Annotated in this window: 14 protein-coding genes and 3 tRNA genes; 5 read left to right on the plus strand and 12 right to left on the minus strand. The window is 66.8% G+C overall.

What is annotated here, in order from left to right:
• Positions 1-58: 58 nt before the first annotated feature.
• The 5 genes from IE195_RS02045 to IE195_RS02065 all read right to left on the minus strand — a co-directional run bounded on the left by IE195_RS02045 (position 59) and on the right by IE195_RS02065 (position 3,629).
• A complete protein-coding gene (locus IE195_RS02045) occupies positions 59-1,312 on the minus strand; it encodes an amidohydrolase family protein (RefSeq protein WP_191267482.1) in 1,254 nt (417 codons plus the stop codon).
• A 318-nt stretch (positions 1,313-1,630) separates the two neighbouring features.
• Positions 1,631-1,704, minus strand: a tRNA-Phe gene (locus tag IE195_RS02050).
• Between the two features lie 28 nt (positions 1,705-1,732).
• Positions 1,733-1,807, minus strand: a tRNA-Asp gene (locus IE195_RS02055).
• Between the two features lie 90 nt (positions 1,808-1,897).
• Positions 1,898-1,970: transfer RNA gene (locus IE195_RS02060), tRNA-Glu, on the minus strand.
• A gap of 96 nt (positions 1,971-2,066) precedes the next feature.
• Positions 2,067-3,629, minus strand: a complete 1,563-nt coding sequence (locus IE195_RS02065) for a metallophosphoesterase family protein (protein WP_373295629.1) — start codon at positions 3,627-3,629, stop codon at positions 2,067-2,069.
• An 85-nt stretch (positions 3,630-3,714) separates the two neighbouring features.
• Between IE195_RS02065 and IE195_RS02070 the strand changes: the two genes are divergently transcribed.
• Positions 3,715-4,065: a metallopeptidase family protein gene (locus IE195_RS02070; protein ID WP_191267484.1), complete on the plus strand. Its 351-nt coding sequence runs from the start codon at positions 3,715-3,717 to the stop codon at positions 4,063-4,065.
• Positions 4,066-4,520: 455 nt separating this feature from the next.
• On the plus strand, positions 4,521-5,837 hold the full coding sequence (locus IE195_RS02075) for an MFS transporter (RefSeq protein WP_191267486.1): 1,317 nt from the start codon (positions 4,521-4,523) through the stop codon (positions 5,835-5,837).
• Between the two features lie 219 nt (positions 5,838-6,056).
• Here IE195_RS02075 and IE195_RS02080 read toward each other — a convergent pair whose 3' ends face one another.
• The 6 genes from IE195_RS02080 to IE195_RS02105 all read right to left on the minus strand — a co-directional run bounded on the left by IE195_RS02080 (position 6,057) and on the right by IE195_RS02105 (position 11,084).
• Positions 6,057-6,317 carry a PspC domain-containing protein gene (locus tag IE195_RS02080; RefSeq protein ID WP_191267488.1) on the minus strand — a complete coding sequence of 87 codons (261 nt, stop codon included), beginning with the start codon at positions 6,315-6,317 and terminating at the stop codon, positions 6,057-6,059.
• Between the two features lie 229 nt (positions 6,318-6,546).
• Complete coding sequence (locus IE195_RS02085; protein WP_191267491.1) at positions 6,547-7,158, minus strand: TetR/AcrR family transcriptional regulator; 612 nt, start codon at positions 7,156-7,158, stop codon at positions 6,547-6,549.
• Positions 7,159-7,413: 255 nt separating this feature from the next.
• Positions 7,414-8,055 (minus strand): response regulator, encoded by a 642-nt coding sequence (locus tag IE195_RS02090; RefSeq protein ID WP_191267492.1) that lies wholly within the window; start codon positions 8,053-8,055, stop codon positions 7,414-7,416.
• Positions 8,018-9,415: a sensor histidine kinase gene (locus IE195_RS02095; RefSeq protein ID WP_191267493.1), complete on the minus strand. Its 1,398-nt coding sequence runs from the start codon at positions 9,413-9,415 to the stop codon at positions 8,018-8,020. The genes IE195_RS02090 and IE195_RS02095 overlap by 38 nt, the downstream gene beginning before the upstream one ends.
• A 2-nt stretch (positions 9,416-9,417) precedes the next feature.
• A complete protein-coding gene (locus IE195_RS02100; protein WP_191267494.1) occupies positions 9,418-10,119 on the minus strand; it encodes an ABC transporter permease in 702 nt (233 codons plus the stop codon).
• 47 nt (positions 10,120-10,166) lie between these two features.
• Entirely contained in the window at positions 10,167-11,084 is a 918-nt protein-coding gene (locus IE195_RS02105) for an ABC transporter ATP-binding protein (RefSeq protein WP_191267495.1), read from the minus strand.
• A gap of 413 nt (positions 11,085-11,497) precedes the next feature.
• Here IE195_RS02105 and IE195_RS02110 point away from each other — a divergent pair, with 413 nt between their 5' ends.
• Genes IE195_RS02110 through IE195_RS02120 form a run of 3 tightly spaced genes read left to right on the plus strand, consistent with a single transcriptional unit; the run spans position 11,498 to position 12,499 of the window.
• Positions 11,498-11,788, plus strand: coding sequence for a helix-turn-helix domain-containing protein (locus IE195_RS02110; protein WP_191267497.1), 291 nt, complete (start codon positions 11,498-11,500; stop codon positions 11,786-11,788).
• 29 nt (positions 11,789-11,817) lie between these two features.
• Complete coding sequence (locus tag IE195_RS02115) at positions 11,818-11,985, plus strand: winged helix-turn-helix domain-containing protein (RefSeq protein ID WP_225943654.1); 168 nt, start codon at positions 11,818-11,820, stop codon at positions 11,983-11,985.
• Positions 11,978-12,499 carry a transposase gene (locus IE195_RS02120; RefSeq protein WP_191267502.1) on the plus strand — a complete coding sequence of 174 codons (522 nt, stop codon included), beginning with the start codon at positions 11,978-11,980 and terminating at the stop codon, positions 12,497-12,499. The genes IE195_RS02115 and IE195_RS02120 overlap by 8 nt, the downstream gene beginning before the upstream one ends.
• Positions 12,500-12,547: 48 nt before the next feature.
• Here IE195_RS02120 and IE195_RS02125 read toward each other — a convergent pair whose 3' ends face one another.
• Positions 12,548-13,681 (minus strand): Kelch repeat-containing protein, encoded by a 1,134-nt coding sequence (locus IE195_RS02125; protein WP_191267503.1) that lies wholly within the window; start codon positions 13,679-13,681, stop codon positions 12,548-12,550.
• Positions 13,682-13,694: the final 13 nt, after the last annotated feature.

The following is a 13,694-nucleotide window of genomic DNA, read 5'->3' on the forward strand; positions in this document are numbered from 1 at the left end:
CGTGCTCCGTCGCGCGTCGAAGGCCAGCGGACACGCTGCCTGACCCCACCGCGAGAGGTTACGGGTTCGGCTGCCCTTCCCGCTGGGGGCGCTTGTACACGCGGCCCTCCTTCATCACGAAGTCCACCTGGCCGGTCACCTCGATACGGGTGAACGGGTCGCCAGGCATCGCGATGAGGTCGGCGACCTTCCCGGTCGCGATCACCCCGAGGTCGTCGAGGCCGAGCATCCGGGCCGCCACGCTGGTAGCCGCCCGCAGTGCCCGTGCGGGCGTGATCCCGTTGGAGACCATCGCCGGGAACTCCCGCCAGTTCTCCGCGTGCGGGAACATCCCCGCGTCCGTTCCGAAGGCGATCTCGACCCCGCTGTTCGCGACGTGCTCGGCGCAGTCGAGCAGGGCCCTGCCGTACCTGCGGAACTTGTCGCGCTTACCCGCGGGTTTGTCCGCCCAGTACGCGTCGTCGTCCACCCTGCGCGCGTCATCGGTGATCGTGAACTGGGTGGGGACCAGGAAGACCCCCTCGTCCGCCATCATCCGCAGCGTGTCACCGGAGGCGAGGTTGCCGTGGTCGATGCTGCGCACTCCGGCCCGCACCGCGCGCCGCACACCCTCGTCCCCGTAGCAGTGCGGTGTCGCCGGGCGGCCGAGGTCACGCGCGGTCGCGACCAGGACCTCCATCTCCTCCTGGGTGTAGGTGCAGTGCGCGGGGTCGTCGGAGGGGCTGGAGAAACCGCCGGTCGCACCGAACTTGATCCAGTCGGCGCCGCCCCGGATCTCCCTGCGCACAGCGGTGCGGATCTCGTCGGGTCCGTCCGCGGCGGCCAGTTCCAGCGGGGAGGGCCACCTCTGGAGGTCGGGCGAGACCGCCGCGGAGAAGTCGCCGTGTCCGCCGCGGGCGGAGAGCAGGTGCGGGGCGACGAGCATCCGCGGACCGTCGATGACCCCCTGTGCGACCGAGTCGCGCAGGGCGACCACGCCGAACCCGGGATCGGCGCTCATCAGGTCGCGCACGGTGGTGAACCCGTTCAGCAGCATCGTCCGCAGGACCGGTACGGCCCGCAGCGCACCTGCGGCGGAGGAGAGCAGGAGCGAGGACATCAGGTCCGGGGTGATGGTGACATGCGTGTGACAGTCCATGAAACCGGGTGTCACGGTACGGCCCGACAGGTCCACCACCTCGGCTCCGTCGGGCGGAGGGATGTTCTCCGCCACCCGGGTGATGCGGCCGTCCTCGACCAGGACGTCCCGGACCCCCAGTGGGGCGTCCGCCACCCCGTCCCACACCGTGCCTTTTGTCAGCAACGTGGCCACGGCTCCCCCGTTCGTGTTCGGCTCTGCGGGCCGTGACCGGCGCCCCCTGCCAGTCACGATCGATCAGAGCCGATGATGCAACACGGTGGTTCCCGGGTCCCGGTGCCACGCGGGACCGTCGCTCACGGCCCGCCGGGCGTGACCCGGAGTTGGCGGGAAAGCAGCGCGGAACATTCCGGCAGAGTCTTTCGGGTGGCGCACGTGGACGCGTATTGGCCGTAGGCACCCACCGGGACCTGCCACCGGGCACCGGCGCACGAAAAGGCCCCGCCATCTGTTTTCGCAGGTGGCGGGGCCTTTTTGCATGTCTGTGTGTTGTGGCTAGGGGCGGGGTCGAACCGCCGACCTTCCGCTTTTCAGGCGGACGCTCGTACCAACTGAGCTACCTAGCCGCGGCGCCGATTTCCTCGACGACGCTTGCGGTCCTGACGGGATTTGAACCCGCGGCCTCCACCTTGACAGGGTGGCGAGCACTCCTAACTGCTCCACAGGACCTTGTTCAGTTTTCACACCCGGCTGTACCGGCCCGGTGTGTTGCTGCGGTTCTCATTCTGCCAGATGTCCGACAGTGCTCTGACCGCTTCGTACCCCCAACGGGATTCGAACCCGCGCTACCGCCTTGAAAGGGCGGCGTCCTGGGCCGCTAGACGATGGGGGCCCGTGTAGACAGCCCAAGCATAGGGGAGATTCCCACCAACGCCAAAGTGATGGCCCGAGTCGGGCGAAACCTTCACGACCTGCGGGAACGCGAGGGCTACTGCTCGCCCTCCGTCTCGGAGGCCTCCTCCTCCGGTTCCCCCGACTCCTCGGACTCCTCGCCCGCTTCACCGACCGGACGCTGCGGATCCTCCTCGATATGCCGCTCGACCTGCGCGGACGTGAGTCCGATACCGCCGAGGTCGATGTCGTCGCGCGCCTGGAGGCGGCCGGTTTCGGCGTCGAAGTACAGGACCGAGGCCTGGTACGGGGTGGGGCGACCTGGGCCGTGATCCAGCCCACTCAACCCGGCGCCGCCAGTGGACCCCTGAACGAGGAACCTGGTGCCCAGCTCGGTCAGTTCCGTGGAGCGCAGGTGCTCGTTCCCCGCCAGCACCAGCGGAACCACACCGTCGAACGGCTCCGCCTGGGTGCGCGTGTGCAGGACCGCGACATCCACCTCCGCGTCGCCGCCCGCGACGGACGCCGCCTGTTCCTCACCCAGGGCGGCCACCCCCGCCTCGTCGGGGTTGAGGCGGGTCGCGTCCGGGGTGAACCGGGGGTCCCCGGCCCCGTAGAAGGTCAGCCCGCCGACCTCCTCGACGTCCCCGTCCAGGACCACGGTGTTGGGCTGGGACTCCACAGCGCGTTGGGTGCCCATGGAGTCGTGCTGGCCGCGCACCCACACGTAGGGCACGTCCAGCTTGCCGATCTCGTCGGCGAAGACGTCCTCCGCCGCGCTGCCGCGGTCGGTCAGGTCGCCGGAGTCCACGACCACGTCCGCGCCGTACTGCTCCCGGAGGGTGCTGATGATGCTCCACGAGGCCGGGTTGAGCTGGATGTCGGACACGTGCAGGACGCGGATGACCGACTCGTCCTCGTCGTAGACCGGCAGCGTCGAGGTCGCCTCGTAGATCATGGACACGTTGCCGACCAGGCCGGCGAGCTGCTCCTGGTACTCGCTGAACCGGCTGACCACGTCGTCGGCGCTGCCCACCACCTGGGGGGCGCCCGCGATGAGTCCGGTGTAGCGCGGCTCCGCGATCGCGCTCGGGTTGAAGGTGAGCCCGGCCAGCCCGCCGAAGGACACCAGGACGAGCAACGAGGTGACCCCGCTGGCCAGGGCGCGCCAACCGCTGCGGAACAGCAGGAGGCCCATCACGATCGCGCCCACGGCCGCCGCGAGCAGGGAGCGCAGCAGGAGCGCGGTCACTCCGCTGGTGAGGTCGGAGCCGATGCCCGCGGCCATCCGGTTGATGGCGTCGGGGTCGGAGAACATCTCCTCTGCCGCGGCCAGCCTGATGTCGGTGATGGTCGCCTCGAGTTTCAGCGGCGCCGCATGGGTGTCGAAGGCCAACTGTCCCAGCGGGGCGACGTTGACGACCGTCTCACCGTGCCACTGCGGGCTCAGGGCGAAGGTGACGTCGGCGGGGCCGATCGGCGTGACCACCTGGCCGCCGAGGGCCAGTCCGAGCCAGCCCCCGACCAGACCCGCGAAGAGGACGCAGCTCCAGCGCCAGACACGCCCGGCACGCCAGCGGCGGAGGACTCCCCGGAACCGGCCGAAGGCTTCACGGTAGTCGTAGGCACGGATCTCTCCCCAAGACAACACAACCCCCATCATGCCGTTGACTGGAGCTGTTCCCAATGCTTCCTCCCATCCAGAGTGTTATGTCTCTTCCTCGACGCTCCGGGAAGGCAGCACAATGGCAGGTGTGGTTGAACTGACACGCGGGGACTTCGAGGAACTGGTGGCCGACGCCCTGGACCAGATCCCACCGGAGCTGGCCCAGCTCATGGACAACGTGGTGATCACGGTCGAGGACGAGTCCCAGGAGGGCCTGCTCGGCCTGTACGAGGGGATCCCCCTGACCGAGCGGGGCGACTCCTACTTCGGAGTGCTGCCGGACCAGATCTTCATCTACCGGCGCAACATCTGCGCGATCTGCCGGTCCCCGGAGCAGGTGGTCGACGAGGTGCTCGTCACCGTCGTGCACGAGATCGCCCACCACTTCGGGATCGACGACTCCCGGCTCACCGAACTCGGCTGGGGCTGACCCGACGGCGCGGCCCCGAACCACCGGCCCCGGGGCCCGTACGGCCCCCGCCCCGCACCCCGGCTGCCGAACCGGTACGGGTGCGCCCGTGGACTCCTTCGCGTTCACCCAGGGCGACATTCAGCCAGAATTCATCCGCTGATCCCATAAAAATGACCCCTTGGGACGGGGTTCCGCTTTGGCGACGCCGTGTCTGCGTGTAACGACGCATCTCGACCACCCGGCACGCCAGGCGCCCGAAAAATTCTTCTTCCCGACCGGAACCACCTGGGAAAACAATCCGAATACCCAAACCCGAGGGCTCGAGGAAGCGCAGAGGAGAGCATTACTGGGAGCAACGAATCAGACACGAATTAGTCCAAACGACTTGTCATCGAAGCCCACTTCCGGAACCGTTGGTCATGGGAACACGACACAGCGTGATTCCACCCCCTGTGAAAGTAAGGGAGTGCCGGGTGGGCAATCCGAGCCTCGACAAATCCCCTGACAACGGAGACCACGAATCCTCCGCGACGCAGGACAACAAATGGCGCAGTAGTTACCGCGACGTCATGGCGATCGGTGAGTTCCGCTCCATGTGGCTGGCCCACGCCCTGTCGATGATCGGCACCAACCTGCTGAACATCACGGCGAGTGTCCTGGTCTACCAGCTGACGGATTCGGCCTTCGCCGCGGGAATCACGCTGGCCGTGACATTCCTGCCCCCGATCCTCGCCGGCCCCCTGTTCTCGGGGCTCGCCGACATCCTGCCCCGGCGCCGGGTCATGGTCGCCTGCGACGTGATCCGGGCGGTCGTCATCGCCAGCGTGGGAATCCCCGGCATACCGGTCTGGCTGGTCTGGATCCTGCTGTTCCTGTCGATCCTGCCGTCGATCCCGTTCGCCTCCGCCAGGGCGGCCCTGCTGAGCCAGATCGTCCAGGGCGAGCGCTACGTGGCGAGCACCGCGATCCTTCACCTGACCACACAGGTCGGGATGCTCCTCGGGCTGATCGCGGGCGGCGTGATCGTCACGTTCGTCGGCCCCCACACCACCCTGATGTCGACGGGCATGCTCTTCGTCCTGTCCGCGCTGATCCTGCGGTTCGGAGTCAGGGCACGGCCCACCCCGCTCAGGGAGCAGACCGGAGAGAAACGGCCCGGGCTCGTGGCGATGACCACCGGCGGCGCCAAACTCGTCTTCGGTGACCCCAGGCTGCGCACCCTCGCCCTGCTCGCCTGGCTCGCGGGCCTGTACTCGGTTCCCTACGGGCTGGCCAACCCCATGGCCGCCGAAGCGGGCGCCGGGCCCGCGGCGGCCGGGTTCATCATGGCCGGTCAGGCGATCGGTGCACTCGTCGGCGGGCTGACGCTGACCCGGCTGGTCCCGCCGCCGACCAGGATCAGGCTGCTCGGCCCACTCGCGGTCCTGACCTGTGTGCCACTGCTGCTCTGGGTCTTCCAGATGCCGTTGTGGATGATGATCACTGCGCTGGCCCTGTGCGGGGCCGCGGGTTCCTACCAGTTCGTGGCCAACGCGGCCTTCGTCCTGTGTGTGCCCAAGGAGGGCCGCGGTCTGGCCTTCGGCCTGGTCGCCTCGGGGCTCCAGGCCGCGCAGGGCGTCGGCATCCTGCTGTCCAGCTACTTCGTGGAGATCACTGACACGAGCACGGTCATCGTCGGGGCGGGCCTGCTCGCCCTGCTCTCCGCGATCGCCCTCGCCGTCCCGTGGTCCCGGATGTCCGGGGAGGTCTCCGCGCGCATGGAGGAGACCGAGTCGGAGTCGGCCTCCTAGGCGATCGGGCCGATCCTGCCGTCAGCGGGCCGGGCCCGTCCAGCCCTCGTCCGGGCCCGGTCCCCGCCACTGCCCGTCGCGCCCTGCCGGACGTCCCGTCCGGTCAGCACTCGACGCCGTGTTCCACGTGCTGCTCGCGGGACTCCTCGGTCTCGCGTTCCTCCCGCTGGGCGCGCAGCTCGCGCCGCTCCCAGTCCGGGTGTGCTCGCAGGCTCCACATCAGTTCTCGCTCCCCTTTCCCTGGAAGTTGCGGATGATCTGCTCCAGCAGCGAACGCCGCTCGCTCTCGGCGGGCATCAGCAGCCAGGCCAGGATGTAGATCGGAATCCCGGAGAAGCCCAGCAGGGTCAGGACGACGAAGACGATCCGGATGATGGTGGAGTCCAGACCCGTGTAGGCGGCGATGCCCCCGCAGACACCGGTCAGGAAGCGGTCGGATTCACTGCGCTGGAGTCGCTTGCTTCCGAATTTCTCGTTCATACCTCCACCTTGCCCGCAGCCGACGACGATTCCCATCGGGGACAGCCCTGGGCGGCCCCTGACTTCCTTCCCCGACTCCCCGGGGAGGCCGGGCACGGGGTCGCGGAACCCCGTAGGGGGTCTGACGGTTCACGGGCCCACGGCGTTCCTGAGGCGTACGGCACACCTTGTGGCGGGTGCGGCTCGGGAGATCGGGCACCCCACCGTTCCCGCGGGTGACGGGTCGGGGTCAGGCGTCCGTCTCGGGCGCGAAGACCTCGCCCAGCATCCGCAGCGACTCACTGAGCCGACCGTGCAGCTCGTCGATCCCCTCGCCGCTCCCGTAGGGGACTCGCTTTATGGCGTGGCGTACGGCGGACATCGCGGCCGCCGCAGCCAGTTCGGAGCGCGCGTCGTCGGCGGGGGCGTCCGAGCGTTCGGCGATCGCCCCGGCCAGGCCCTGTTCGACGTTGTGGAAGCGGGTGAGCAACCCGGGCAGGAGCTGGGGTTCGCGGTCCATGAGCTGTTTGCGCAGCGCGGTGTCGGCGCGCTGGGTGGCGAGGTCGCCGGAGGTGACCAGGGAGGCCACCAGCAGGACGACGAGGTCCTCCGCGAACACGCCGGTGGGCCCGCCGGCCACGAACTCCCCGCGCGCCTCCTCGTCCGGGGCGACGGGGACGTCCCCGAGGAGCGCGTCCTCCTTGGTCGCGAAGTAGTTGAAGAAGGTCCTGGCGGAGACGTCGGCGGCGGCCGAGATCGCCTCCACCGTCACGTTCTCCAGGCCGTGCTCCAGCGTGAGCCGTACCGCAGCGCCCTGTAGTGCGCGGCGGGTGGCCAGTTTCTTGCGTTCCCTCAGCCCCATGGGTCCTCCCCTTACACGATCAATAATTTCATGCCGTGCAATGTTTCTCAACGTGTATTTTTTCATGGCGCAGCGGAAGGACCCCGCTTCACCGGGACGGGCCGTCATCCCGGGCGTGTCGTCCAACCGGCCGGGACCTCCGACCGGGTCTCCTCCCGGAGATGGAGAGCGGGTGATCGGGGAAAGGAAGAACGGGACACAGATGACCCGGCTCAGCAGGGCGCCCCGTTGGTCCCGGCGGCCGGGCCCCGTGGGTCACTCCTCGCCCGACCGCAGCAGTCCCCGCCGGAACCCCGCCGCGACCGCGGCCGCCCGGTCGTTGACGTCCAGCTTGGCGTAGATGTGCAGGACGTGGGTCTTGACCGTGGCCTCGCTGATGAACAGGCGGGCCGCCGCCTCCCGGTTGGTGGACCCTTCCGCGATGAGCCGGAGGATCTCCGACTCACGCTCGCTGAGGGCCGCTACGGGCTCGCGGACCCGGCCGACCAGACGGGTCGCCACCGCGGGGGAGAGCACGGTCTCGCCGCGCGCGGCCATGCGGACGGCACGGACCAGCTCATCGGGGTGCGCGTCCTTGAGCAGGTACCCCGTCGCACCGGCCTCGATGGCCGGGCCGACGTCGCTGTCGGTGGTGTAGGTGGTCAGTACCAGGACCCGAAGCGGGAGGCCCGACCCCGTGAGCTCCCGGATGGCCGCCACCCCTCCCGTCCCCGGCATACGCAGGTCCATGAGGACCACGTCGGGCTCCAGGGCCCGCGCGAGTTCCACGGCACGGGCGCCGTCGGCGGCCTCCCCCACCACCTCGAGCCCCGGCTCCGCCTCGAGCATGCCGCGGATACCGTCACGGACCACGGGGTGGTCATCGGTGACCAGGACGCGGACGGGGGCTTCGCTCACCGGGGTCCTCCTTCAGGAAGGCGGGGACGGTCACGGAGACCGCGGTTCCGGCACCGGGCTCGGACTCGATCTCCAGTGTGCCCGCCAGGCGGGTCACACGCTGCCGCATCGACGTCAGGCCGAACCCGCCGTTCGGTCCGTCGCCGCAGGCGGAGGCCGTGGATTCGGGTCCGCCGGCGGGTTCGCCGGGCGGCTCGGAGACCGACGCCCCCCATCCAGGACCCGTCTCGAACCCCGCGCCGTCGTCACGCACGTCCAGGGCCACCAGATCCTCCATGTAGGACAGCGTCACCCCCACCCGGTCGGCCCGGGCGTGTCTCGACACGTTGGTCAGGGACTCCTGGAGGGTCCGGAGCAGAGCCGCCTCGACCTCGCCGTGCAGGGGCCGGGCCGGACCGGTCGCGGTGAACTCGGCGCGTACCCCGTGGAGCCGCGACCACTCGGCCGTGAGGTCGGCCAGGGCGTCGGGCAGCGGAGCCGCCGCCAGGGGCGCCGGGCCCAGGGCGTGCACGGACCTGCGCGCCTCGACCAGGTTCTCGCGGGCCAGGCGGGTGGCGTTGGCGACCCTCAGCCGCCACTCGGCACGGTCCCCGTCGACGGCTTCCGCGGCCCCGGCTCGGCTCTCCTCACCGGGCCGGGCCTCAGCCCGCTGGGCCGCCTGGAGCTGGGTGATGATGCCGACGAACCCCTGGGCCAGGGTGTCGTGGATCTCCCGGGCCAAGCGCTCGCGCTCGTCGTGCACCCCGGCCTCCCGGGCCTGGACCAGCAGCTGGGCATGCAGGCCCTCGTTCTCCCGAATGGTCTCCCGCAGCCGCTCCACCATCCGCCTGCGCTCGTCACTGCGCTCCTCGGTGATCTCGCCGAGCTGGCTGAAAACCACGACCAGGACGACCACGGCGGCGGCGAAGAACAGGTGGAGGAGGACCGAGGAGGGCGTAGGGTCGGGGGGTCCACCCATATAGGCGGTGATGGTGACGGCAGCTGTCGCGGCCACCCCCAGGAGCCGCCACGGGCCCCGGAGGAACTGCCAGGAGTAGATGTAGCCGGTGAAACCGAAGAATCCCGCGAACCAGACGCTCCGGGTACTGAGTACGGCGATCATCACCACCAGGGCGGCCACGAAGGCGGGCATCAGCCCCGGCCGGGAGGCCCACCTCGGCTTCAGGCCGGTCATCGTCCACATGAGGGCCGCCGCGACGACGGCGAGGCCGAGGGTCTCCGCGTGCCGCGGCCAGAGAGGGCCGTGGGTGGCCAGGGTCAGACCGGTGGAGACCGCCAGGAGGGCGTAGGGAACGGAGGCGGTGAGACGGCGCAGCCGTTCCTCCCGCAGGCCCAGGTCGTGCTCCGGCACCGTCCCCATACTCACTCCCAGCGGAAGAACCTGGCTGCGACGAGGCTGATGACCACTGCGTACACGGCCATGGTGAGCAGGGACAGCGGTGTGGGGCCCGCGCCGCTCCAGACGTTGTGGAGGCTCTGCCGGAGGGCGCCCATCGGCGTATACCCACCGGCGAGCGCAAGGATATCGGGCATGTGCTCGACGGGCTGCATGAGTCCGCCCAGGTAGGCCAACGGGAAGAAGAGGAGCACACCGAAGCCGTTGGCGGACCGCCCGTTGGGGGCGAGCGCCGCGATGAGAAGGCCGACGGAGAACATCGCGGCGGTGCCGAACAGACAGGTCATCAGGAAGTGCGGGGCCCGGGGCGTGTGGGCGCCGAGGAAACCGACCCCGACCGCGAGCAGCACGGAGACCGCGGCCACGGTGAGGACCAGTTGGAGCAGGAGCTGCACGGTGAGCAGGTTGCCCGGGCTTACCGGAGTCACCGAGAGCCTGCGCAGGATGCCCCGCTCCCGATAGGTCGCCAGGGTGGTGGGGAGTAGGTAGAGGCCGACCATACCGACCGCCAGCGTCACCGCGATCGGTAGGAGGACGGTGTCGCCCTCCGTTATCGAACCGCCGAAGACGACGAGGATGAAAAGGGGAATGAGCAGGGAGAACACGGCTCCGGGTTCGCGGACGAGCAGCTTGGTCTCGACGGTGGTGAGTTTGGTGAGCGTCTTCACGGCGGTTCCTCATGATTCTCGGAGCGGCAGTCGCGACCGTTGCGGGGTCAGGCCTGGAGGGAGCGTCCGGTCAGGGCGATGAAGGCGTCGTCCAGGGTGCGCTTGTCGATGCGCAGATCGGAAACGAGAACACGCTCGCGGGCCAGGCAGGCGGTGACGGCGGTCGCGAAGTCGCCCCGCCCGGACACGACGACCAGGTCGCCGGTGCGGGATACCGAGGCCACCTCGTCGAGGTTCCCCAGGAGGTCGCCCGGATCGGGTCCGTTCGCGTCCATGAGCCGGAAGGTCATCCGGTACTCGGTGTCGACACCGTCGATCAGTCCGGCCGGACTGTCGACGGCGACGATGCGGCCCCGGTCGAGGACCGCGACCCGGTCGCACAGTTCCTCGGCCTCGTCCATGAAGTGGCTGACCAGGACCACGGTCACACCCTCGGCGCGGATCCGCTTGACCAGTTCCCAGGTGGCACGGCGGGCCTGGGGGTCGAGCCCGGCGGTGAGCTCGTCGAGAAACGTGACCTTCGGGTTCCCGACCAGGGCCAGCGCGATGAACAGGCGCTGTTTCTGCCCCCCGGAGAGTTTCGCGAACCGCGTGTTCCGCTTGTCCGCGAGGTCCCACTGCTCCAGCAGCGCCCGCCAGTCGCGGGGGCTGTCGTAGAACGAGGCGTAGAGGTCGAGAGCCTCCCAGGCCTTGATGGTCTCGGGGAGCTGGGTGTGCTGGAGCTGGACGCCGATGTGCTCGCGCAGTTCCGGCCCCTGTCGGAACGGGTCGAGCCCGAGCACCCGGACCGTCCCCGAGTCGGGCCGGCGCAGGCCCTCCACGCACTCGACGGCGGTGGTCTTGCCCGCACCGTTGGGGCCGAGGATCCCGAAGACCTCGCCCTCCGCCACGGAGAAGGAGATCCGGTCCAGGACCGTGTGGCCGTCGTATCCCTTGCCGAGCTCGTGCACCTCGATGATCGCCATGCCCACAAGCCTGGTCGTCCGCCCTGTGGAGCGAATCGCCCGTCCAGCCCCGATTCGCCAAGGATCCGGCCGATCCCGGCATCCACCGAACGGTGGACCCCTCCCGACCCGTCCAGCCGACCAGAGCCCGTACGGCTGCGGTAGAGTTGTCCCGGCGACGAGCCCAGAGCCGTCGTGGGGCCTTAGCTCAACTGGCAGAGCAGCGGACTTTTAATAAGCGTGATCACACCGCTTAGTCGCTACAAACCCGCAGTTCAGAGCAGGTGCATTGCACAAATCGGGCACCCATTCCACCTTGGTTTCGCTCCATGTGCGCTCGCCAGCCTCGCCCGTGTCTCGAGGTCCACGAGAACCTACTGTGTTCTTCGTTAGTTGTGTGGGCATGAAGCGTTCGGTCGTTTGAGCATGGCGGCGTGCCCCTCCGAGCTGCACCCGATACCCCCGAAGCTGTTCCGCCGCGGACTGGCCCGCAACTGGCCGAAGCCCGACGGATACGCGCGGTCGAAATCCTGGACCAAGGCCGCCCCCAAGCCCAGGTCGCGCGCATGCTCGGAGTCACATCCGAGAGCGTGCGGCGATGGCAGCGGCAGATGGAGCAGGGCGGTGTGGCCGCGCTACGCCACCATCCGCCCACCGTCCGCCCCCGCAAACTCACCGACGAGCAAGTCGAACAGATCCGTGTCGCTCTGGAGGGGGCGCCCTGACCCAAGGGCGCGCCTCCGTTCTATGGACCCTGGAGCGTGTGGGCCGGGTCGCCGAACAGCACACGGGGGTGTGCCTGTCACAGGCCTCGGCATGGCGGCTGCTCACCGGGCGGTTGGGGTGGAGCCTGCAACGAACCCAGCGCAAAGCGGTGGAGCGCGGTGAATCCGAGATCGCCCGGTGGGTGGCCCATGAGTAGCTACGAATCAGGCGTATCTCTGCTACCTCAGGTGCGCCGAACTTACGCACCTCGCGGCCGCGCCCCGACCCTGCGGTATCGGTTGGAATGGAAGCGGGCTTCGCTGGCCGCCGTCTTGGACTACCACGCCACCGAGGCCGAACGCGGTGCCCGGTTGTGCTTCGACCTGCGCCCGGGCAGTTACAACACCGACGATTTGATCGCGGCGCTGGAGCAGCTCAAGGCCTTCTACGAGGGTGAACAAGTGGTGCTGGTCCGGGACGAGCTTTCCGCGCATAGGAGCCGGGCCATGCGCACCTGGGCTGATGCCCAGGACTGGCTCACCCTGGAGCGGCTGCCCGCCTATGCCCCCGAACTCAATCCTGTGGAGATGCTGTGGTCAGCGATCAAGACGCGGAAGCTGGCCAACGTCACCGAAGCAGCAGAACGAGGTATCAACCGCACCTGCGAAAACGACCGACTCTCACGCTTCTTCCTAACCCACACCAGGCTGGAGATCCATCCTCCAACCTAATAAATCTAACGCAAACCACAGCAAGAGGAGGAGCTAAAATTTCACCTATCAAGCTGACTCAAGCAAGAAACCATAATCTTCATCCTCAGAACAGCCCAGACCCCCAACGGCAAAAATTCCAAAGCCAGTTTTCACCAATTCAACCCCGTTTCCGCAATTTCCTTTTTCGACAGAAACGTTAAAATGATTTACCTCATTCTCCTGAACCTCAAAGACACTAACTCCTGCACCTGAAGCAGAGATAAGAATGTTTTGATCCAGTTCATAAAGACCACCCACATCAAGTGGGGCCCGACGATATTCAGCAAAACCATAGATATTCCTTACTCCAAAGCGTTCCACCTCATATTCCAAAAAATTACCATTATAAGTAAGTAGGCTATTGTGGCCATCTTGGGAAATTATTAGCAAATCTCCGTCGCTTGATACAGTCGACCCAAGGGCTCGCACTTTTTGATCTTCCGCATCTACAAATTCAATTCCCTGCACAGAGAGGTCCTCCAAAGAAAATACTGCTCCTCTCATTTCACCATGATCGCTCATTCCTAGTAGGTAAAAGTCCCCCGAAGCAAGTTCTTCCATCTCATAAACAAAAAAATCAACGGGGACAGCCTGCCATGCGTCGTCAAGGATTGAATAAATAAGAAGATCCTTGTTTTTTCCATTCGGACCAGAACCACCCCCAACTACTAGTTTTCCCTGAGAGTACCTAGCAACAGAATTGCTACGCCCTTCAGGGGCATCTGCTATTTTTCTCCATCTTTGATCCTCGATATTAAAAGCATGCCCATCTCTAGCTAGCCGGTCGCCGGTAACATCATCGAACCCATCAAGAAATCCTCCCCATACAATCATTTCTTTTTCAGAAATAACGGCAACGTGTCCAGATCGAGGCCTGATGTCGCTTTCAGGAATTTGACTCCACTCTGATTTCTGGAGATCATACATAAAACCATCATTTAGTGCATTATCCTGACTTCCAGTATTTCCTCCCCAAACAATTACGGATGATTCACTTGCAACCAATGAATGCCCTCTTCGGTGATCTCCAGGAAACGGACCCAGAGTACTCGTCGAAACACTCGAACTCTGGTAATCTTCTTGATTGAAAAATGAACATCCAGTTGCCAGAAGCAAACTAATTGAAGAGAGGGCCCAAAAAATACCCGAGACGAATTTCATGAGTAATCCCACC

Origin of the sequence: Nocardiopsis terrae (assembly GCF_014651695.1) — a bacterium.
Lineage (GTDB): Bacteria > Actinomycetota > Actinomycetes > Streptosporangiales > Streptosporangiaceae > Nocardiopsis > Nocardiopsis terrae.